The sequence below is a fragment of the Flavobacterium ginsenosidimutans genome (assembly GCF_037478105.1).
Lineage (GTDB): Bacteria > Bacteroidota > Bacteroidia > Flavobacteriales > Flavobacteriaceae > Flavobacterium > Flavobacterium ginsenosidimutans.
The window spans coordinates 1,856,942-1,877,899 of the sequence record NZ_CP147988.1; the positions used below are offsets into that span (position 1 = coordinate 1,856,942).

The 20,958-nt window shown below is 33.1% G+C and carries 17 protein-coding genes; 12 read left to right on the forward strand and 5 right to left on the reverse strand.

All coding sequences use genetic code 11. The features are described 5' to 3' along the window. The first annotated feature begins 144 nt into the window (after window positions 1–144). From V6624_RS08255 to V6624_RS08265, 3 genes are all read left to right on the forward strand, one after another. Window positions 145–2,616, forward strand: a complete 2,472-nt coding sequence (locus V6624_RS08255; protein WP_338841527.1) for an AsmA family protein — start codon at window positions 145–147, stop codon at window positions 2,614–2,616. Window positions 2,617–2,712: 96 nt separating this feature from the next. Then, window positions 2,713–3,978 (forward strand): DNA cytosine methyltransferase, encoded by a 1,266-nt coding sequence (locus tag V6624_RS08260; RefSeq protein WP_338841528.1) that lies wholly within the window; start codon window positions 2,713–2,715, stop codon window positions 3,976–3,978. After that, on the forward strand, window positions 3,975–5,072 hold the full coding sequence (locus V6624_RS08265; RefSeq protein WP_338841529.1) for an HpaII family restriction endonuclease: 1,098 nt from the start codon (window positions 3,975–3,977) through the stop codon (window positions 5,070–5,072). Before V6624_RS08260 ends, V6624_RS08265 begins: the two co-directional genes overlap by 4 nt. A gap of 40 nt (window positions 5,073–5,112) precedes the next feature. On the opposite strand, the gene V6624_RS08270 is transcribed toward V6624_RS08265, so the two are convergent. Next, window positions 5,113–5,346, reverse strand: a complete 234-nt coding sequence (locus V6624_RS08270; RefSeq protein WP_250348755.1) for a hypothetical protein — start codon at window positions 5,344–5,346, stop codon at window positions 5,113–5,115. Between the two features lie 344 nt (window positions 5,347–5,690). Here V6624_RS08270 and V6624_RS08275 point away from each other — a divergent pair, with 344 nt between their 5' ends. Next, entirely contained in the window at window positions 5,691–6,005 is a 315-nt protein-coding gene (locus V6624_RS08275) for an HPF/RaiA family ribosome-associated protein (protein WP_095929746.1), read from the forward strand. A 93-nt stretch (window positions 6,006–6,098) separates the two neighbouring features. Here the strand turns inward: V6624_RS08275 and V6624_RS08280 are convergent, their stop codons facing one another. Then, on the reverse strand, window positions 6,099–6,758 hold the full coding sequence (locus V6624_RS08280) for a hypothetical protein (RefSeq protein ID WP_338841531.1): 660 nt from the start codon (window positions 6,756–6,758) through the stop codon (window positions 6,099–6,101). A 256-nt stretch (window positions 6,759–7,014) separates the two neighbouring features. Between V6624_RS08280 and V6624_RS08285 the strand changes: the two genes are divergently transcribed. From V6624_RS08285 to V6624_RS08305, 5 genes are all read left to right on the forward strand, one after another. Beyond that, complete coding sequence (locus V6624_RS08285; RefSeq protein WP_338841532.1) at window positions 7,015–7,503, forward strand: nuclear transport factor 2 family protein; 489 nt, start codon at window positions 7,015–7,017, stop codon at window positions 7,501–7,503. A gap of 263 nt (window positions 7,504–7,766) precedes the next feature. After that, window positions 7,767–9,149: an ammonium transporter gene (locus tag V6624_RS08290; protein WP_338841533.1), complete on the forward strand. Its 1,383-nt coding sequence runs from the start codon at window positions 7,767–7,769 to the stop codon at window positions 9,147–9,149. Between the two features lie 140 nt (window positions 9,150–9,289). Further along, on the forward strand, window positions 9,290–9,967 hold the full coding sequence (gene trmB, locus V6624_RS08295) for a tRNA (guanosine(46)-N7)-methyltransferase TrmB (protein ID WP_095929742.1): 678 nt from the start codon (window positions 9,290–9,292) through the stop codon (window positions 9,965–9,967). 41 nt (window positions 9,968–10,008) lie between these two features. Then, on the forward strand, window positions 10,009–10,647 hold the full coding sequence (locus tag V6624_RS08300; RefSeq protein ID WP_338841534.1) for a LysE family transporter: 639 nt from the start codon (window positions 10,009–10,011) through the stop codon (window positions 10,645–10,647). Window positions 10,648–10,803: 156 nt separating this feature from the next. Further along, on the forward strand, window positions 10,804–11,130 hold the full coding sequence (locus V6624_RS08305) for an MGMT family protein (RefSeq protein WP_338841535.1): 327 nt from the start codon (window positions 10,804–10,806) through the stop codon (window positions 11,128–11,130). 216 nt (window positions 11,131–11,346) lie between these two features. Here V6624_RS08305 and V6624_RS08310 read toward each other — a convergent pair whose 3' ends face one another. Both V6624_RS08310 and V6624_RS08315 read right to left on the reverse strand, forming a co-directional pair. Next, on the reverse strand, window positions 11,347–12,672 hold the full coding sequence (locus V6624_RS08310; RefSeq protein WP_111286087.1) for a sensor histidine kinase: 1,326 nt from the start codon (window positions 12,670–12,672) through the stop codon (window positions 11,347–11,349). Between the two features lie 145 nt (window positions 12,673–12,817). Next, entirely contained in the window at window positions 12,818–14,182 is a 1,365-nt protein-coding gene (locus V6624_RS08315) for a sigma-54-dependent transcriptional regulator (RefSeq protein WP_111286089.1), read from the reverse strand. Between the two features lie 159 nt (window positions 14,183–14,341). Here V6624_RS08315 and V6624_RS08320 point away from each other — a divergent pair, with 159 nt between their 5' ends. The 3 genes from V6624_RS08320 (at window position 14,342) to V6624_RS08330 (ending at window position 18,960) form a co-directional block, all read left to right on the forward strand. Next, the gene (locus V6624_RS08320) at window positions 14,342–15,580 is read left to right on the forward strand and encodes an efflux RND transporter periplasmic adaptor subunit (protein WP_111286091.1); all 1,239 of its coding nucleotides are present in this window, start codon (window positions 14,342–14,344) and stop codon (window positions 15,578–15,580) included. Between the two features lie 114 nt (window positions 15,581–15,694). Continuing rightward, a complete protein-coding gene (locus V6624_RS08325; protein ID WP_111286093.1) occupies window positions 15,695–16,402 on the forward strand; it encodes an ABC transporter ATP-binding protein in 708 nt (235 codons plus the stop codon). 131 nt (window positions 16,403–16,533) lie between these two features. After that, window positions 16,534–18,960, forward strand: a complete 2,427-nt coding sequence (locus tag V6624_RS08330; protein WP_111286095.1) for an ABC transporter permease — start codon at window positions 16,534–16,536, stop codon at window positions 18,958–18,960. A 65-nt stretch (window positions 18,961–19,025) separates the two neighbouring features. Here V6624_RS08330 and V6624_RS08335 read toward each other — a convergent pair whose 3' ends face one another. Then, complete coding sequence (locus V6624_RS08335) at window positions 19,026–20,627, reverse strand: L,D-transpeptidase family protein (protein ID WP_111286097.1); 1,602 nt, start codon at window positions 20,625–20,627, stop codon at window positions 19,026–19,028. Window positions 20,628–20,958 lie beyond the last annotated feature (331 nt).

Here is a 20,958-nt window from a genome sequence, read left to right on the forward strand (position 1 = left end):
ACTAAATTAGTTTTCATTATAAATGTATTGTCATTAATTATGAACTATACAAAACTAAATTTACAATTTATTTACCTGAAAATCAAACTAATAAAAAGTTAAAGTTTTTTGTAGTATCTTTAATACATTCAAAATTCGGCTACTATGAAAGAAGCTTTATCCAAAACCAAATCCTTTCTGCAATCTGATTCTTTTAAAAAGTATGCCAAACGTTTTGGATATTTTATCTTGGGCTTAATTGCAATTCTTCTGCTTGCTTGCGGAGGTTTGTCCATTTATTTCAACCGACATAAAACCGAAATTATTGCCAAAGTCAATACCAAAATCAACGAAAATATAAATGGTAAATTTCATATTACCGATTTCCATTATAAGTTTCTAACGGGTTTTCCCTACTTCACATTGGCATTAAATGATGTCGAAATAAAAGACAATAAATGGCCAACTCACAAACATACTCTGCTGAGAGCGAAAGAAATCGAAGCACGATTAAATATTTGGAGCTTACTACATCATGAAATCAACATTCATAAAATCTTGATCAACGACGCTGATATTTACATTTACAAAGCCGAAGATGGTTATTCTAATGCTAACATTTTTAAACCTAAAAAGAAAAAACCTAAAACCGATAAAGAGAAACCTGAAACTACAATTGATCAGGTTAGCTTGAGCCAAGTTCACGTAATTATCGACAATCATTTAGGACATAAATTGTTTGATTTTGATGTAGCGAGTTTGGAATCTAAAGTAAATTATGATGATGACAGCTGGCAGACTAATCTGTATTTGAAAACCAAAATTAACAGTCTAGCTTTTAATACCGTTCATGGAAGTTTTGCCAAAGAAAAAGTTCTAGAAGGCAATTTTGACATTTCGTATGCTGAAGCCAATCAAAAAATAGATATCAAAACTCAAAAACTCAAAATTGGATCTGATGCCTTTGATATTGTTGCTTTCTTTAATATCGGGAAAAGCAATTCGCTTTTCGGAATCAATATCGGAACGGATATTTTATGGCAAAATGCTTCTAATTTATTGTCTGGAAATATCAGTTCGAAGCTGAATAAATTCGATATAAAAAAACCAATTAAAGTAAATTGCGACATCAAAGGCGATTTGAATGTAGAAGGCGATCCGAAGATTGTGGTGCAAGCAGATGTGAGAGATAACGAATTGAGCATTCCGGATGGTTTGTTTACCAATTGTTCTTTCAAAGGAATTTTTACTAACACTTTTAAACCCGAAAAGGAATCCAGCGATCCAAATTCAGCCATTATTCTAACCAATTTTAAAGCTGAATATGAAAGTATTCCATTAAAAATTGCACAAGCAGTTATCAATGATTTAGAAAAACCAATTGCAACTGGAGTTGTAAATTCTGATTTTGATATTTCAAAATTGAACGGAATGACGAACGAAAAAATCCTTCATTTTGAAAGCGGTCATGCCAAAGCCAATTTGAAATTTCAGTTTGATATTGTCGATCTCTACATCAATAAACCCAAATTTACCGGCGATGTAGATATTGCTGATGCCACATTTGATTATCTTCCGAAAAACATTCACGCCGAAAAAACGGCAGTGCAATTATCCTTTACGCAAGAGGCACTTTATATTAAAAAAATTGCCTACAAACACAAAAAGAACATTATTCGCATTGACGGAAAAATCGATAATTTCTTAAATCTCTATTACGATGCGCCCGAAAAAATGGTCGTAAATTGGAATATTTACTGCCCAAATATTGATGTGAAACAGTTTTTAGGCGTTTTAAAAAATTCGCCAAAACAGAAAGTAGCAGAGAAAAAACCAGTTAAAAACAATGTGAATTTTACAAATCAATTAAGATCGGTAATCGAAAAATGTACAGCTGTAATTAATCTAAAGGCCGATAAAATCACATATGGCGCGCTTACTGCAACCAATACGCAAGCTACGCTACAAATGCTCAATTCTAAAGTTCTGCTCAAAAACGGAAAACTACAAACCTCTGGCGGAAGTATTAATTTTAGCGGTTCTGTCCAGCCAAGCGGAAACCATTATGTTTTTACCTCAAACGCGCAGGTAAACCGAGTTGATATTGCGAGTTTTTTAAGGTCTTTCAACAATTTCGGAATCAAATCTTTTAGTCCAAAAAACATTCGTGGCCGATTAACCAGCAATGCCAATGTTGCAGGTTTAATGAGCAGCACAGGCGATTTGATTATGAATTCTATGAAAGGAAAACTCGATTTTAATGTCAACCAAGGTGCCTTAATCAATTTTGAACCGATTATGAAAGTCGGCAAATTTGCTTTTCCGTTTCGCGATGTGGAGAATATTACTTTCAGCGATTTATCGGGTTCGCTCAATCTTCGCGGCGAACAGATAGATGTTCATAAATTGACTATCAGTTCGAGCGTTCTCAACCTTGATGCAGAAGGTATTTATTCTTTCGGACGAGGCACCAATCTTGCGCTTACAGTTCCGCTAAGAAATTCTAAAAACGACGCCAAACTCGCCACCAAAGAAGAACGAAAAGCCGTTCGCGAAAAGGGTATTGTCCTGCATTTGATCGCTTATGATAATGAAGGAAAAATGAAGGTTAAGTGGGGGAAGAAGGATAAGAGTTAAAGAAATAATTACTGCTTATCAACTCCGTTTTGTGGAAAACATAATTCCTAATTTTGGATTATTATTCATAAATTGCACCATTAATTTTAGCGCAAAATGACGGGAGAAGAAAAGATCAACATTGACGAATTTGATGGTAAAAAATTTAAAAATCGCTTTGTAGAAGAAGACGATAATAGAAAAGCCGTTGTTACACATTATCTGCACAATTATCATAACGGCGTTAAAGATCATTTTGAAGAAGAAGCTGCTCAATACATAAAACAAATTGTTGAATATAAGAACGAAGAAGAGAACCTAAATATGGTTTCTGATTCTGCATTACAACAATTACTTTTTGAAGTGGAAGATGTTCCGTTTCCTACTCCCGAAAATTATACTTTTAAATTTATCGACCTTTTTGCTGGAATTGGTGGTTTTAGAATTGCTCTACAGAATTTAGGAGGAAAATGTGTTTTTACTTCTGAATGGGATGAAAACGCAAAAAAAACTTACAAAGCAAACTTTGGAGAAACTCCTTTTGGAGATATAACAAAAGAAAGAACAAAGAATTATATTCCAGAAGGTTTTGATGTTTTATGCGCAGGATTTCCTTGCCAAGCTTTTTCAATTGCAGGAAAAAGAGGCGGATTTGAAGATACGCGAGGAACATTATTTTTTGACGTTGCCAAAATTATAAGAGACAAACAACCAAAAGCAATTTTTTTAGAAAACGTAAAAGGGCTGAAAAGTCACGATAAAGGAAAAACTTTAGAAACAATTTTAAATGTTCTACGAAATGATTTAGGATATTATGTGCCTGATCCTGAAATCATGAACGCAAAAGAATTTGGTGTACCTCAAAACAGAGAGCGTATTTATATTGTTGGTTTTAGAAGTGACTTAGGAATAAAGTCATTTGAATATCCAGAAACTTTAGATGAAAAAGTTACATTTAAAGATGTTAAAGAAACCAATGTAGTTCCTACGAAATACTATTTATCAAATCAATATTTACAAACTTTAAAAAATCACAAAGAAAGACACGCTAGCAAAGGAAATGGATTTGGATATCAAATCATTAAAGATGACGAAATATCAAATTCTATCTTAGTTGGAGGAATGGGAAGAGAAAGAAATTTAGTTTTTGACGATCGAATTACAGATTTTACTCCATCTACCCATATTAAAGGCGAAGTAAATCGTGAAGGAATCAGAAAAATGACTCCTCGGGAATGGGCAAGATTACAAGGTTTTCCTGATCATTTTGTAATTCCAGTTGCTGATGCTTCCGCATATAAACAATTTGGAAATTCTGTTGCTATTCCTGCAATTCAAGCAACGGCTGAGAAAATAATTGATATAATAAGACCTTTCTTATGATTAGCGGAAATAAAGGAGAATGGAGTGAAATTTATACTTTGCTAAAACTTCTAAGTGATGGAAAATTAACCCCTGGAGATGAAAATATAAATAAGTTAAAAGGTATCTTTTATCCTATTGTAAAAATACTCAGAACAGAATCAAACGGTTCCTTTGAATATTCTATTCACGATGATATCGTTATAATATCAAGTGATAAAGAAGAATTATTAAGAATTCCAATGGAGGAGTTTAAAATAAGATCTTTGTACTTATTTGAAAAAATTAAAGAAAACAAACAAAATACATTTGCTGTTCCTGAGATTGAATCTTTCATGTCTGAGATTAAATGTATTTCTCTGAAAGCTGATTCAAAAACAAAATCTGACATACAAATCGTTATTCATGATTTAAGAACAAATCAACAACCAACTTTAGGATTTAGCATTAAATCTCAGATTGGAAATCCTTCTACGCTTTTAAATCCAGGTAAACCAACAAACTTTATTTTTAAGGTTACAGGCTTAAATTACACTGAAGATATAAAATACATAAATTCAATTTTCATAAAAAAAGGAGAGAAAATATCTCGTGACATCAAAGGAAGAATAAATGAAATTTTAAAGCGGAATGGAAAGTTAGAATTTGTCAAGATTGAAAATCAAATTTTCGGAAATAATCTGGCTCTTATTGATAGTTTATTACCAAATATTCTTAGTGAAATTGTTTTTGACTTTTATGCTAGCAAAAGATCTAAATTAATTGAACTTGTTGAACATGCACAAGAAAATAATCCTTTAAACTTTGATCTAAGCAACAATCATAAATTTTATTCTTATAAAATAAAAAAATTGCTGACCGATATTGCTTTAGGCATGACACCAACAAAAGTTTGGACAGGAGAATATCATGCTACAGGAGGATATCTTATAGTTAAAAACGACGGAGAAATTGTTTGCTATCATATATACAATAAAAACGAATTTGAAAATTATCTTTTAAATACGACAAAATTAGATACAGCAAGCACATCAAGATATGAATTTGGAGATTTGTATATTGAAAAAGACACACTATACTTCAAATTGAACTTACAAATTAGATTTATTAAGTAGTCAAACAAAAAAGCCACTTCTCAGTGGCTTTTCTCATTTCTTACTCCACATCCAAATAAGGATCAAGAGCTTCAGCTAACTGATTTAACCAAAAAAAACTGTCTTCAAGATTTATTGTTTCGGTTTTTAAAAATCCATCTTCTCGAATAACATTTAGCGCAAGCATATAATTTACTTGCCTAATGGTTTTTGCCATACTTTTCGAATCGATTGAATTGTTGAAGAATTCTGTTAACCTCAATTCGGTTTCTTTGGAAAGGGTGTTGGTACTCATAAATTTGAAGTTTAGGGAAAATAAAACCCGCACGGGTTAGCTGTCCTACGCCTTCAAATACGCGTTGCAGTTGTTTCCAATACCGCCAGCATGCCGTACGGGCAAAAATTTTTTTTGTGTTCATTATTTGAAGTTTTAGGAACTTCAAATATATGAAAAACAAAAACAAATTGTAAGTTTTTTCTTTATTTTAAAAATAAGATACTCTGAGTATATTTTCTCCAAATCGAAATTACAAAATTGAAAAATAAATCGTTTAAAATTTCATAATATTTCCTTAACCAACTTGTCTTTTATCTTTAAAATCGATAAGTTTGAGAATGAATCATTAAATTTTATTTGTTATGAAAGTACAAATCAACACCGACAAAAACATTGAAGGAAGTGCAAGATTAGAAAGTTATTTTTCTGGAGAAGTAGAAAAAAGCTTAGACCGTTTTCAAGATAAAATTACTCGCGTAGAAATTCATTTTGGAGATGAAAATGGAGAAAAATTCAGCTTGCATGACAAAAAGTGTGTGATTGAAGTTCGTCCCGTAAAACTACAGCCAATTACAGTTACAGAACACGCCGAAAGTCTTGAAAAAGCTTTTAGCGGTGCATTGGCAAAAGCTAAAAAAACATTGACGAGCACTTTCGAAAAAATAAAAGAACATTAATATAATTAAGTTGCAAAGTAACAAAGTGACAAAGATTCTAAGTTTTCCTAGAATCTTTGTCACTTTGTTGCTTTATTACTTTGTCACTTTCACTTACGATTTCGGCAATGGTGCGCCAACAGCAATATCACAACGGTGACCTGGTTTTCCGTGTGGCGGATTCATTCCGTCTGCTACTTTCACTTCATTACCTTCTGTGCTTAACAAAGCAGGAACTGGGTTTGATGCTGGCGGAGTAACAGTAAAGTTTTGCGTAACTGTTCCGCTTTGAGCTGTGTTTGAAGCTGTTGTTGTCGCTGTCGCTTTAGGTGAATTTAAAGGAGCTCCAACAGGAATATCACATCTGTGTCCTGGCTGTCCGTGTGGAGGATTCATTCCTTTTGCCACTTTAACTGGTGTTGTCGTAGTAGTAGTCACAACTTGAGGCTGACTTACCTTTACAGTTTGTCCTGCTTGTGCTGTAACCTGTCCTTGCTGTGGTGGTGCAGAATTTAAAGGCGCTCCAACAGCAATATCGCAACGGTGTCCTGGCTGACCATGAGCAGGATTAATTCCTTTTGTGTCACTTAAAACAGTATTTGGGTTTGCTGCAGGATTTTGCACCACTGGAGCAGCTTTTGTAGTATCTTTTGCTAGTCCTAACCTTACTAATTCAGAGGTTGCTGTGGTTTCTTGCGGTTCTAATTCCTTTTTGCAGGAAATAAAAAGTAAAGAAGTAACAGCTAGTGAGCTTAGAAGTATTTTTGCATTCATGACTGGGGTATTTTTATTGAAAATCAAATATAGTGGTTTTTGAGATATTACACCATATAAGTAATGTAAGATAATTTAGTAAAGAATAAAGAAACAAAGTTGCAAAGTTACAGAGTCATTAGAAAATCTTAAAACAAACTTTGCATTCTTTCTATAGACGATTATCTATATTGTAAGAAATCTTCCTTGTTTTTTTCTTATGTAATTTTATATGGTTCAAAAAAATTAATATCTTTAAACTCAAATAATAGTACTCATGAAAAAAACACTTTTACTTATTTTATTCATTGCTTCTTTTGCAAATGCTCAAGCTGACAAAAACAAAATCAACCAGACTCTTGATGCGTGGCATAAAGCTGCGGGTGAAGTAAAATATGACGCTTACTTTAATGTATTGGCAGACAATGCGATTTACATTGGAACCGATGCAACCGAAAATTGGACCAAAAAAGAATTTTCAGTTTGGGCAAAACCTTATTTCGATAAAGGAACAACGTGGAATTTTAAAGCTTTAGAACGTCATATCTTTTTTGATAAAAGCGGAAAGATTGCTTGGTTTGATGAATTGTTAGACACACAAATGAAAATCTGCCGCGGTTCTGGAGTTTTGGTAAAAGTAGGTAACGAATGGAAAATTCAGCATTATGTTCTATCTATGACTGTTCCAAATGATGAGGTTGATGCCGTAACCAAAATAAAAGCTCCAATTGAAGACGCTTTGATTGCAAAACTTCAAAAAAAATAAAACATTTTACATATTTCTTATTATAAACGTAACTTTTCTAGCACTTTAGAAGCGCTGTTGCTAAATTAATTTTAATAAATTCGTTAAAAACAGCGCTTTTTTGTAACTTTAGAATAAGATACTGTCAAAAAAACGACCTGTATTTTACAAAATCAATCAAAATAAAACCTATACCTCTATTTTAACAGCCTTTAAAACAAGAATATTTATTTTTTTCTAACTTTGACCCCAAAAAAAATAGGGTTAAACAAAGTATTTTAAAAATGAAAATAGAAAAACGCTGGATTATCTCCTTTATCATGATAAGCGTCGTATGTACGATAGGGGCATTTTGGCCAACAGTTACAGAAAATAATTATGTTTTATCAGAATTTGGAACTACAGATCATATCGTTCCTGCCGATGTTGCTTGGATGCTTACTTCTAGCTGTCTGGTTTTAATCATGACGCCAGGATTGTCTTTCTTTTATGGCGGAATGGTGGGAAAGAAAAACGTTATTTCGACCATGCTTCAAAGTTTTATCTGTCTGGGTGTCGTGACGCTTTTGTGGGTTGTAGTTGCATTTAGTTTGGCTTTTGGAGAACCGGTTGGTTTTGGTTCTGGAGATCATTTTTACAGCTTTTTCGGTAATCCGACCACTTTTGCTTTTATGGATTATGTTGGCGTTCTGCCTCATAAACAATTGGCAAGCACAATTCCTTTTATGCTTTTTGCTTTGTTTCAAATGAAATTTGCCATCATTTGCCCTGCAATTATTACAGGTTCATTTGCAGAGCGCGTTCGTTTTATCTCTTATTTAGTTTTCATTAGTTTATTTACCATTTTTATATATGCTCCTTTATGTCACGCCGTTTGGTACCCGACGGGTATTTTAGGAAGTTATTTTGGAGTAAAAGATTTTGCAGGAGGAACTGTGGTACACATGAGTTCTGGTTTTGCTGCTTTGGCAGGAGTTATTGTTTTAGGAAAAAGAAAAAACAGTCAGCATATTCCAACTAATATTCCTTTTGTTTTATTAGGAACAGGAATGCTTTGGTTTGGATGGTTCGGATTCAACGCTGGATCTGCTCTTGCTGCTAACGGAACTGCTGCTATGGCTTTCGCTACAACAACAACTTCATCGGCTGCAGCTATGTTAACTTGGATTTTCTTTGACAGAATGAACGGAAGAAAAGTTTCTGCTTTAGGTGCTTGTATTGGAGCTGTAGTGGGTCTTGTTGCCATTACACCAGCTGCAGGATTTGTTTCGGTGCCAGAAAGTATGTTCTTCGGATTCGTTACGGCCTTGGTTTCTAACACAGCTGTAAACTGTAAATATTCAAAAAAATTCGACGATACACTTGACGTTTTTGCCTGCCACGGTGTTGGAGGAATTATGGGAATGATTTTGACTGCGATTTTCGCTCACGGCGAAGATGCAAGCTTACTTCACGGTGGATGGAATGTTTTTGGACATCACATGATGGCGTTGGTTTTAGTGTCAATCTTTACTTTCTTCGGAGCTTATTTCTTGTTTAAAGTAACTAATTTCATTATTCCGCTAAGAGTTTCAGAAGAATCAGAACACATCGGATTGGATTTATCTCAACACGATGAAACATTAGATCCAAAATCAAAGCCAATTACTGAGCCTCATTACGGTTAAAAATATTTTTTTTTCAGCCACAAATTCACGAATTATTTTAAAAATAAAATTCGTGAATTCGTGGCTGAAAACTTTTTAAACCTAATTACGCTATTTTCATTCGTTTATATTCCTTAATTTTGCCGAAAATTTTTGTAAAAGTGGGAAGTAAAAATAAACTAAAAAGATTCAGAGAAAACGAAACATTCCAAAACGTTTTTCAGCCAACCAGAGAAGAAGTTGTAGGCGATTTAATGCCTTTAAAAGGAAAATGGAACTCTGATTTCTTTAAAAATGACAATCCATTAGTTTTAGAATTAGGATGTGGAAAGGGAGAATATTCTGTTGGATTAGCAGAGAAATACCCAAACAAAAATTTTATCGGAATTGACATTAAAGGTGCTCGCTTCTGGCGTGGTGCTAAAACTGCTGTTGAAGACGGTCTTCATAATGTTGCTTTCGTTCGTACACAAATCGAATTGATCAATCATATTTTTGCCGAAGGCGAAGTAGACGAAATCTGGATTACTTTCCCAGATCCTCAGATCAAATACAAAAGAACGAAACACAGAATGACCAATTCTGAGTTCTTAAAACTGTACAAAAAAATCCTGAAAAAAGACGGTGTTGTAAACCTTAAAACCGATAGCGAATTTATGCACGGTTATACACTTGGATTACTTCATGGTGAAGGTCACGAAGTTTTATACGCGAATCATAACGTGTATAAAAACGAAGGAAGCCCTGAAGTTGTGACTTCTATCCAGACTTTCTACGAAAAACAATATTTAGAAATTAATAAGGCAATTACGTATATTCGTTTCAAAATTAAAGATTAACTTTAATTTTGAAACCTTTATCTAACTGATTTAATAACTAAATGACCTACCTTACTCCATTACTTACAGGTTTTATTGCTGCTGCTATTGGGACAATTCCGCCAGGATTGCTCAATATGACTGCTGCCAAAATAAAAATGAAAGAAGGGAAAAAGAATGCATTATCGTTTGTAATTGGTGCTGTTTTGGTTATTTTCTTTCAGGCTTATATCGCAGTGCTATTTGCTCGTGTTATAGACAATCGTCCAGATGTTGTAACCTTATTGCGTGAAGTTGGTTTTGTTATTTTTTCGATCTTAACTATTTACTTTTTATTTTTTGCGAAAGATCCAATAGCAAAGAAAAAAACGAAAATAAAGAAGAGCAGCAAAAAAAGCAGTTTCTTCCTCGGAATGCTGCTTTCTGGATTAAACTTCTTCCCTATTCCGTATTATGTTGTCGTAAGTGTTACACTGGCTTCATACAATCTTTTTACTTTTCAAAACCCGATTATACTAACATTTGTATTAGGTTCTGTTCTTGGTGCTTTCGGAATTTTATACAGCTATATTGCTTTCTTCGGAAGAATAGAAAAGAAAACCGATTACTTCATGAGAAACATGAATACCATTATCGGGACTATTACTGGATTAGTGGCTGTTGCAACGCTTTTTAATATTTTAAACTATTATTTCGGTTAATTTTTATAGCCACTCCCGATAGCTATCGGGATAAAAGGTTTAAAATGATTTTTTCCTTTGTGGTAAATAATTTTTCACGCAGATTCCGCAGATTTTAGCAGATAAATAGTAATTTTAAAATCCTTTTTAATCCTTTTAATCTGTGGCAAAATAATCATGGCAGAGGAAAATTTTTTCGAAAGAGTTTATGTAATCGCCAGACAAATTCCGTTTGGAAAAGTTACTTCTTATGGTGCTATTGCAAAAGCTTTAGGTGCAGCACGCTCTGCAAGAATGGTGGGCTGGGCAATGAATGCCTGTCATAATATGGATGATGTTCCTGCGCACAGAGTCGTTAACCAAAAAGGGCTTTTGACAGGAAAACATCATTTTGACGGAACTAATTTAATGCAACAGCTTTTGGAAAATGAGGGAATCAAAGTAGTTAACAATCAGATTGTAGATTTTGAAAAGCATTTTTGGAAACCAGAAGTTGAAAGCTAAATATTTATTTCACGCAGATCTTTTTAGATTTAGCTGATGAGCGCAGATCTTTTTACTGATTTTTTCAAATTTAATCTGCTCAAATCTGTAAAATCTGCGTGAAAAAAACTTTGCGACTTCTCGACTTTACGAAATTAAAACCATTCTCGATATTTATTCTCTTTGCGTAGACGCACTGCAGTGCGTCTCTACGATAAAATCTTTGTGGCAAACCCACTAAATCAAGCAAATCACAAAACTCGTTTGATCTTCGTCGGTTTGATAGCTTAGATAACCTCCGTGAGCTTCAATAATATTCTTAGAAAGCGTCAAACCAATTCCCGCGCCATCCTTTCTTGTGGTGAAAAATGGCAAGAAAACTTTATCTCGAATCTCAGCATCTACTCCTTTTCCGTTGTCTGAAATCACAATGAAAAAACGATTGTTTTCTGTATAACTGGAGATTATTAATTTCTTTTCTTCTTTTTCTTTTAAAGCATGAATACTATTGGTAATCAAATTGATAATCACCTGCTCCATCTGATTTTTATCAATCATAATAGAACGGGAACTATGTATTTCATTTATCAACTCGATTTTTTCTTCCTTCAAGATCGGACTCATAATTCGAAGACAATCTTCAAACAAAGCATTGATTGGCGTCATTTGTTTATTTGGTGTTGGCAGCATTGCCAGTTTACGGTAATTCTCCACAAAAAACTGTAAATGATCACTCCTATTTATGATTGTCGAAATACTGCTTTTGATGTCTTCAAAATCATCTTCTTCCAACTCTTCCTGATCTACAATATGAAGCAGATTCTGCGAAAGCGCACGAATAGGCGTTAAAGAATTCATTAATTCATGCGAAATGATCTTCATCAAATTAATCCATGCTTCTTTTTCTTTTTTCTCAATAACACGCTGAATACTATCCAGCAAAATGATAAAATACTCTTTATTATAGGTTTGTGTCCGCGAAGTCTGGAGCATAAAAGTCTGCAAATCCTGATCTTCAATTTTGATTGAAATAGCCGTTTTAAGTTCTGCAAAACCAACTTTTTCAATCTCGCTACATAAACTCGGAAGATAGTTTTTTAGGTATTTCCAATGGTTTACTTTTGGTACTTTAAAAAGATTCGAAAAGCAGTCATTCATTATAAAAATAGACCAATCATCATCTTGTCTTTCTAAGATTAAAGCAGCAGTATCAATACTGTTCAAAATCGAACGGTAGATTAATTCTTTGGAAATCTGCTCTTGTTTCTGAACTTTTAAAGTGTCATATAAAAGATACAGGCTATTAAAATTGTCTTTTTTATGTTCTTCTGGGAAATGGGTAGAAAAGTCGTCGTGTAGAATCGAGTTTATCGTTTTGTCATAAAACAGCAATTGGTTTTTGACATAAAAATACATTTCGAAAAGAAAAATTAAAACAAAAACTCCAACTAATAAAGCATTGTATTGAAATCCTTTATATAACAATAGCGCACTGCAAAGAAAGAGTGCCATTACAAACACGACTCTCACGAACAAGGCATTATAAAACTTCCAATTCTTCATTATTTTTTTGAATTGCCTCCAGCTTTAGCTGGAGAGATATATTATTTACAGAAATAGGCTTTAGCCAAAACGCGTAAGTTTGGCTAAAGCCCCAATCTTATCTCAATATTAACATCCAGCTAAAGCTGGACGCTACTCATTTTCTTTAATTCTTCAAATCGTATTTTTCAATTCTTCTGTACAAAGCGGCACGAGACAAACCTAATTCTTCGGCAGTTTTACTGATGTTTCCGTTATGTTTAAAAAGTGCTTTTTCAATTGCGCCTTTCTCCATTTCTGATAACGGATTTTCATCATTTTCCTGAATTTCTTCGAAGTCCAAAATATCCAAATCCATTACAGAAATGGTATTATTATCTGCTAAAATCAAAGCGCGTTCGATTTTGTTTTCCATTTCGCGAACGTTTCCTTTCCACGGATATTTTTCAAGATATAGATCAACATTATCTTCAAAATGCCATCCCGAAGCTTCGGGAGCATGATTGTATTTTTCAGCAATCTTTTCTAAAATAAAGTTTGCCATCGGCACAATATCATCTTTTCTTTCGCGTAAAGACGGAAGATTTATTTCCATTGTATTAATTCGATACAGCAAATCTTCACGGAATGTTTTATTTTTTACTTCAGTTTTAATATCGCTGTTTGTTGCGGCAATAACACGAACATTCAGCGGACGCGGTTTGCTTTCGCCTAAACGCGTTACCGTTTTGGTCTGTAAAACATGCAATAATTTAGCTTGAAGATGCAGCGGAATATTTCCAATTTCATCTAAGAAAATAGTTCCGTTCGATGCATTTTCAAAACGTCCCGGAGTATCGATTTTAGCATCGGTAAAAGCACCTTTGGCGTAGCCAAAAAGTTCGCTTTCAAACAAATTATCGCTTAGTGAACCCAAATCTACATGTACAAAAGGCTGATTTTTTCTTTCTGAATGTTGGTGAATATATTCAGCAAAAACATACTTTCCTGTTCCGTTTTCACCCAAAATTAAAACGTTTGCATCTGTTCGAGCAACTTTTTCGGCGATAGAATAAGCTTGTTTGATTTTGGCCGAAGTGCCAACAAAATATTTCTTTTCGTTTTTTTCTTCCTTTTCTACAGAGGCTTTTTTACTGTTTTTTCTGCTTTCAGTAACCGCTTTATCAATGATTTCTAGCAGTTTTTCGTTATTCCAAGGTTTTAGAACATAATCAAAAGCTCCAATTTTAATTCCCTCTACAGCTGTTTCAATTTTACCAAAAGCTGTCATTAAGATAACGATTGTACTCGGAGAAAGCGTTTTGATTTCTTTCAGCCAATGAATTCCTTCTCGCCCATCTTCAAAACCAATTCGGTAATTCATGTCCAACAAAACCACATTTATGTCATTTTCGCTTAAGATCGAAATGATTTTTTTTGGACTATTAGTTGTAAAAATGGTCTCAAAATGCTTTTTAAGAATCATTTTTGCAGAAAAAAGAATTTCTTCCTGATCGTCAACAACTAATATTTGGGCTAGTTTTTTTCTCATGTGGTCTTTTTTCTGTCCGCTTTCGAACGGTCAACTGTTCATTATCGGACACTGCTTTTTTGATGTGTTTTCTAGAGCCTCTTTAAAATCAATACTTTACAAATAATAAATTTTATGGCACAGTATTTACCTATTGATTATCAGTAAAATAAATAAAAAATGGACACGATAATTCCTCGTAAAAATAAAAAATTTAGATATCTCGCAATAGCAATTGCTGTTTTTTTAGTTTTGCTAGCCATCACGATTTTTGCTTTTAATACCAAAAGGACTTTAAATGTAAAAGCAGAAGAATTGGTAGTTCAAAAAGCAGAAAAAGCTTTTTTTGAAGATTTCGTTGTTTTTCAGGCAAAAGTAGAACCTTTGAATATGATGCTGGTAAACGTTACTGAGGGCGGTTCTGTAAAAGAAATCTTTGTAGAAAATGGCGCAATGGTTACTAAAGGACAATCGCTGGCTCGTTTATACAATCCGAATACAGAATTGAATTATCTTACTCAGGAAACAGCTATTATTGAGCAAATCAACAATTTAAATACAGGGAAATTAAATATCAGAAATCAGGAATTGAACTTGACAAAAGATTTAGTTTTAATAGAACACGATTACAATGATGCTAAAAGATTGTATGAAATGAATGCTAAACTTTATGAGAAAGATGTAATTTCTAGAAATGACTGGAATACTTTTAAGGAAAGTCTTCGTTTTCAGGAAGAACGTAAAAGAACAATTCAGCAGAGCATTCAAAAAGAGAAACAAAGCAATCAGGTTCAGATTTCTCAAATAAACCGTTCGATCCAGACTATGGAAAAGAGTTTGGATATTCTTAGAAACAACAAAAAGAACTTTTTAATCACAGCGCCAGAAACAGGACGATTGACTTCTTTTGAACCTGTTTTAGGAAAAACTTTTCAGGCGGGCGCGAGCATCGGAAAAATTGATTCTAATAAAGGCTATAAACTTACAGCAGAAGTAGATGAGTTTTATCTTGAAAAACTGAGAGAAGGTTTGAAAGGACAAGTAGAGTTTAAAGGAAAAAATCTTGAAGTTGTTGTGACCAAAGTAATTCCAGAGGTTAAAGGCGGCCGATTTACAGTTGAATTAGCTTTTGTTTCAAAAGAAAATATTGTCTTGCAGGATGGACTTAGCTTTGGCGTAAAACTGATTTTGTCTGAAAAGAACAAAACTTTAGTTATTCCGAGGGGCGCTTTTAATCAGGAAGCGGCTGGAAAATGGATTTTTGTAGTAAAAGGAAACAAAGCCGAAAGGAGAAACATCAAATTAGGTCGCGAAAATCCTTCTTATTATGAAGTCTTAGAAGGTTTAAAAGAAGGCGAATCTGTAGTTACTTCTTCTTACACCGATTATAAAGATATCGAAGAGCTTTCTCTTGAATAATTAGTTTTCAGTCGCAGTCACAGTTTTCAGTTACAATTTACAATTATAAAAAAATCATCGTTTCAATCATCAATCAAAAAACGCATTTAATAACATTTCAAAACCTTAAAAATTATGATCACAATTCAGAATTTAACCAAAGTTTTTAGAACAGAAGAAATAGAAACTGCTGCTTTAAGCGGTATCAACTTAGAAATAAAAAAAGGAGATTTTTTAACTATCATGGGACCTTCTGGCTGTGGAAAATCGACTTTACTAAACATTATTGGACTTTTGGATAGTGCAAATGATGGAAGCTATAAATTATTGGATCAAGAAATGATTAGCCTAAAAGAAAAAGGAAGAGCAAAAGTTAGAAAAGAAAATATTGGTTTCATTTTCCAAAACTTCAACTTAATCGATGAGCTTTCTGTTTATGATAATATCGAATTGCCTTTGCTTTACAACAATGTAAAAGCTTCTGAAAGAAAGCAAAAAATTGAAGCTATTGCTGAGAAGTTAAATATCTCTCATCGTTTGAAACATTTTCCACAACAGCTTTCTGGAGGACAGCAGCAGAGAGTTGCCGTTGCAAGAGCTTTGGTAAACGATCCAAAGATTATTCTTGCCGATGAGCCAACAGGAAACTTAGATAGTAAAAACGGTAATGAAGTAATGGAACTTTTAACCGATTTACACGCTAAAGGCGCTACTATTTTGATGGTTACCCACTCTGATTATGACGCTTCTTTTTCGCAAAGAACCATTCACATGAAAGACGGAGTTATATTTTCTGAGAAATTAAATCAACGTAATGTTGATGTTTTTATGGACGCTAAATAATAAAGTGATGATTAAAATTATTGTTACTGCACTCGTAGTTCTGGTAGAACTGGTTTGCAAAATATTTACTATGATTTAAGACCGAAAGGTTTTCAAGAACAACCATATCAACTATAAAAATATACATCAAAATGATTTTTAACTGGTTTAAAATATTTATCTATCATTTAAGACAAAGCAAACTGTTTTCGTTTTTAAATGTTTTAGGATTAAGCATCGGAATTGCTGCGGTGATTTTTGCAATTTTATATTGGAACAATGAGCATTCTTACGATCAATGGAATCCTGAAAAAGAAAGCTCTTATTTGGTTCTTAATAAAATTGGTTCGGGAGATATTTGGGCTTCCAATTCAATTCCGTTTGGAGAAACTTGTAAAGCTAGCATTCCAGAAATTGAGAAAGTTTGCTTTATGAACAATTGGTATGACGAGGAAATTATCAAATATAAAGATCAAAAACTATTGACTAAAAACATCATGGTTTCTGATGAAAATTTCTTTGACTTTTTCCCTTTCGAAATCATCCAAGGTGCTAAACAGAATATTCTAAAAGAAAAAAACAGTGTTGCTATTTCTACAGAACAAGCTCAGTTGCTTTTTAAGAATGAAGATCCTATTGGAAAATCTATTTTATACAAAAACAACAATTATACTGTTAAGTCGGTTTATCGATTAATTAAACCTTCATCTATTGAGCCAACTTACGTTTTCAGCGGTGTAAAAAGAGAGGGAGATTTAAACAGCTGGGGGAATTTTAATTATGGCTTAATGGTCAAAATTAAAGATGGAGTAGATCCTGCTCTTGTTTTAAAGAAAATGCAGAATGTAGTTTTTGTAAACAGAACTGTTAAAGATGCCAAAGAAAGCGGACAAACTGTTGAACAGTATATTAAAGAGAATGGTGAAGTAAAAGTGATTATAGATCAGTTGAAAACCTCTCGTTTACATGGGACAAAAAGTTCTGGAGGAAGAAACTTTCCTGAGGGTTATGGTAATTTAAAATTACTTTATATCATGGTAGGTTTATCTATTTTGATTTTAGTTTTATCATTGGTAAACTATATCAATTTAGCAACTGCATCGGCAATAAAACGTGCAAAAGAAGTTGGAGTTCGTAAGATTGTAGGCGCTTCAAAAAACCAGATTATTACTCAATTTATTTTTGAAACCGCTATAATTGTAACGCTTGCCATTTTATTTGCTTTGGCAATTGTTGAACTTGCATTACCGTATTATAATAATTTCCTAAACAAAACGCTGACTATGAATGGCAGTGAATTTTACCTGCAGCTTGTTTTAATATTTGGATTAGTAATCATTTTTGCTGGTATTTTCCCTGCCATTTATATCTCAAATTTTGAAACTCTAAAAGTTTTGAAAGGGAATTTTTCTAGAAGTAAAAGCGGAATCTGGATTCGTAATTCGATGCTTATTTTTCAATTCGGAATTGCGGCATTCTTTATAATCGGCGCATTGATTGTGAATTCTCAAGTCGATTATATGATGGAGAAAGATTTAGGTTTCAGCGGAGATCAAGTAATTTCAATTCCATTTAACAGCCTTGATAGATTTAAACGAACAGACGAGTATTTAACTGCCAAACAGGAAATCAAAAAAATACCTGGAGTTTTAGATGTTTCTACTTTTGCAGGATCTTTTGGAGGAAGTACCAATTCTAGCTCTGGCTTTAAACACAATGGCATTTTTGTTCAGCCAAGAAATGTCGAAATGGATTTTGGTTTCTTGGATATGATGAAAATCAAAATCGTAAAAGGACGTGATTTATCTCCTCAATATGCTTCAGATACTATAAGCAGTATGCTTATGAATGAAACTTTGGTAAAAGCACTTAATATTAAAGATCCAATAAACACGATTATAACTTCTGGATGGGGAAATGAAAAAGGCAATTTGAAGTTTAAAATTGTAGGAGTTGTAAAAGATTTCAACATCACTGGTCTGCAGGATAAAGTTCCGCCAATGGTTTTTATAAATCTTAAAACTTTAAAATGGAATAACTTTAACAATGTCCTTGTAAAGGTTTCTCCAAACAATTTAACAGAAACATTAGAAAAATTGAAATTATATTGGGAGAAAAACGTAAATCCAGACTACCCTTTTGACTATCAATTTGTTGACAAAGGATTTGCAAAAACTTATGAAGAGCAAGTCAAACAAAAAAACCTCTTTTTCATCCTAAATTTAGTCGTAATCATAATTGCTATATTCGGATTGTTCGCTTTGGCATCATTTTCGATGGAGAGAAGATTGAAAGAAATCGCCATTAGAAAAACATTAGGAGCAGAAACAGATATTCTCCTAAAAGAATTATCGAAACAATATATTGTTTTTTGTTTAATAGGATTTGGAATTGGAATTGTTCCTGCTTATATATTATTACAGAAATGGCTTGAAGATTTCGCTTTTAGAATTGGAATATCATCCGTTCCTTTTGTAATTGCACTGATTTCTCTTTTGATTTTAACTTTAGTAATTGTTTTAACAAAAGCGTTTCAGGTAACCAAAATAGACGTTTTAAAATATCTAAAATACGAATAAGCTTGTAGACCATTTTTTTTAAAGAAGCCCGACAGATTTTTTTAAATCCGCCGGGCTTCTATTTTTTAGTCCTTCATTGTTATCGCATCATTATAAATCAGCTTGTCCAAACTTTGGTCTCGATCATATACATCTGGGAAAAAATTGACTTCTCCATTGTCTTGCACCCAACACGTAAAATAACCTATATAAACCGGAATTTTACGTTTAAGCATACAGGTTGTTTCTTTTCCGCCGTTCATAGCGCTTTCGATTTTATCGGCTGGCCAGTCTGGATCATCTTTCAAAATATGAAGCGCAAGCTCTTTGGCTTCTTTCACATTTATACAGCCGTGGCTAAAAGTACGTTTTTCAAATTCAAACAAACTCTTTGCAGGCGTATCATGCATATAAATATCATTTGGATTTGGGAACATAAATTTCACTAATCCCAGAGAATTTTTAGGCCCTGGTTTTTGTCTTACTTTCCCTCCGTTCCATTCCATATTATGTTCTTCCAAATAGTTTTTATCACTTGCAATCTGGAGTTTTAGTTCATTTTGAATAATGCTATTCGGCACATACCAATACGGACTAAAAACAATTCGATCCATATTTCCGCTAAAAATTACCGTTTCGCTAAGCCTATTACCCACAAAAATATCCGAAACTAGATCATACTTTCCATCCTTGACATAAAACAATCTAAACGAAGGAATATTAACCATAACATACTCGTCTGCTTTTGCCAATTTGGTCGGAATCCATCTGCATCTTTCCATATTTAGCATAATAGTTCTAATTCTTTTACCTATCGGCTCATTCATCTGATTGATAATATCTCTGGTTAGAGCATAATTTATCTTTAAATTATATCTTTTTTTATAATTTAAAACTCCCGCCATTAATTCTTCATCATAAATATCACTTCCTGAATCTTGTTTTAAATCTCCAACTACAAACAGACGGTTTCTAATTTGTTTGATGGCAATAGCGGTATCGTCTGGTCTTAAATCTTTAAAAGTAGAGCTGTCAATTGTAATTTTCTGCCATAGATTATCGGTTTCTATTTTACGGTATTTTTTCAGCGCATCTTTTAATCTATAATATTGGCTAAATAAAAGATTATCATCTTTATCCAATCGGTCTGAATCCACCATTAATGAATCTAGAATGTGAGAATATGAAATAGATTTTGCAGGCAGATACCATCCTATTTTTTTTAATGTTGCAGGATCAACTCCAGAATACACATTGCTCGCATAAAATACATACATGCTGGTTAGCAATAATTCGGTATCAAGTTGTGTTGGTTTGTTTGAAGAACTTTCATTAAATGCCTCATCGATTTCTTCTTTGTAAGGCATTTTTTCTTCAATTCCCTGATCTTTCAGAACATTTACTTTCTGGTATAATAATGACCCAAATTCAGAGATGCTTTTATCATCATACCAAATAGATTTATAGTCTTTGGCTTTGTAAATACCCTCAACATCTTTCTGATATTTTTTAAGTTTAGGATATTTTTTAAAAAAGGCATTAATTGAAGCAGCATCGATAGTAATAACCGAAACCGCTTTTCGATTCGTTAAATCAGCCTTGTTTTTGACATTGCTGGGCAGTGAATTAAATGAAAATGCAAAAAAACTGACTGTAACAATAATTAAAGAAAAAGTAAAATTTCGCATGTTTTTAAAGTTTTAAATTAGTAGAAACAACTTTAAAAAAATACCGAAAACCCTTTAAACAGTTCTAAAGAAATAAGTTCTCAGATACTTTTTAATAAATTGATAATCATCGGTTTGGGGTACTCAAATATAACGAAGTTTTGTGAGAAGTGGCTCTTAAAAAGCAGAAAATTTATACAAAAAGACATCTTATTTAGATTGCCAATCAATTAGTTGTGATCCAAAACAGTAATTTATTTTAAAATCTTTATTCAAAATCAAGTTCGAAAAGTAATCGAGAATAATTTTGAATAATCTCTCTATCAATAATTACAATTCAAAAAAGGCTTAA

What these genes read in the sequence shown, in the direction of transcription:
- V6624_RS08310 (WP_111286087.1), bottom strand. Translation starts at nt 12,672, where the DNA reads ATGAAGAATTGGAAGTTTTATAATGCCTTGTTCGTGAGAGTCGTGTTT.
- V6624_RS08315 (WP_111286089.1), bottom strand. Translation starts at nt 14,182, where the DNA reads ATGAGAAAAAAACTAGCCCAAATATTAGTTGTTGACGATCAGGAAGAA.
- V6624_RS08260 (WP_338841528.1), top strand. Translation starts at nt 2,713, where the DNA reads ATGACGGGAGAAGAAAAGATCAACATTGACGAATTTGATGGTAAAAAA.
- V6624_RS08290 (WP_338841533.1), top strand. Translation starts at nt 7,767, where the DNA reads ATGAAAATAGAAAAACGCTGGATTATCTCCTTTATCATGATAAGCGTC.
- V6624_RS08320 (WP_111286091.1), top strand. Translation starts at nt 14,342, where the DNA reads ATGGACACGATAATTCCTCGTAAAAATAAAAAATTTAGATATCTCGCA.
- V6624_RS08270 (WP_250348755.1), bottom strand. Translation starts at nt 5,346, where the DNA reads ATGAGTACCAACACCCTTTCCAAAGAAACCGAATTGAGGTTAACAGAA.
- V6624_RS08265 (WP_338841529.1), top strand. Translation starts at nt 3,975, where the DNA reads ATGATTAGCGGAAATAAAGGAGAATGGAGTGAAATTTATACTTTGCTA.
- V6624_RS08305 (WP_338841535.1), top strand. Translation starts at nt 10,804, where the DNA reads ATGGCAGAGGAAAATTTTTTCGAAAGAGTTTATGTAATCGCCAGACAA.
- V6624_RS08275 (WP_095929746.1), top strand. Translation starts at nt 5,691, where the DNA reads ATGAAAGTACAAATCAACACCGACAAAAACATTGAAGGAAGTGCAAGA.
- V6624_RS08330 (WP_111286095.1), top strand. Translation starts at nt 16,534, where the DNA reads ATGATTTTTAACTGGTTTAAAATATTTATCTATCATTTAAGACAAAGC.
- V6624_RS08285 (WP_338841532.1), top strand. Translation starts at nt 7,015, where the DNA reads ATGAAAAAAACACTTTTACTTATTTTATTCATTGCTTCTTTTGCAAAT.
- V6624_RS08280 (WP_338841531.1), bottom strand. Translation starts at nt 6,758, where the DNA reads ATGAATGCAAAAATACTTCTAAGCTCACTAGCTGTTACTTCTTTACTT.
- V6624_RS08300 (WP_338841534.1), top strand. Translation starts at nt 10,009, where the DNA reads ATGACCTACCTTACTCCATTACTTACAGGTTTTATTGCTGCTGCTATT.
- V6624_RS08325 (WP_111286093.1), top strand. Translation starts at nt 15,695, where the DNA reads ATGATCACAATTCAGAATTTAACCAAAGTTTTTAGAACAGAAGAAATA.
- V6624_RS08255 (WP_338841527.1), top strand. Translation starts at nt 145, where the DNA reads ATGAAAGAAGCTTTATCCAAAACCAAATCCTTTCTGCAATCTGATTCT.
- V6624_RS08335 (WP_111286097.1), bottom strand. Translation starts at nt 20,627, where the DNA reads ATGCGAAATTTTACTTTTTCTTTAATTATTGTTACAGTCAGTTTTTTT.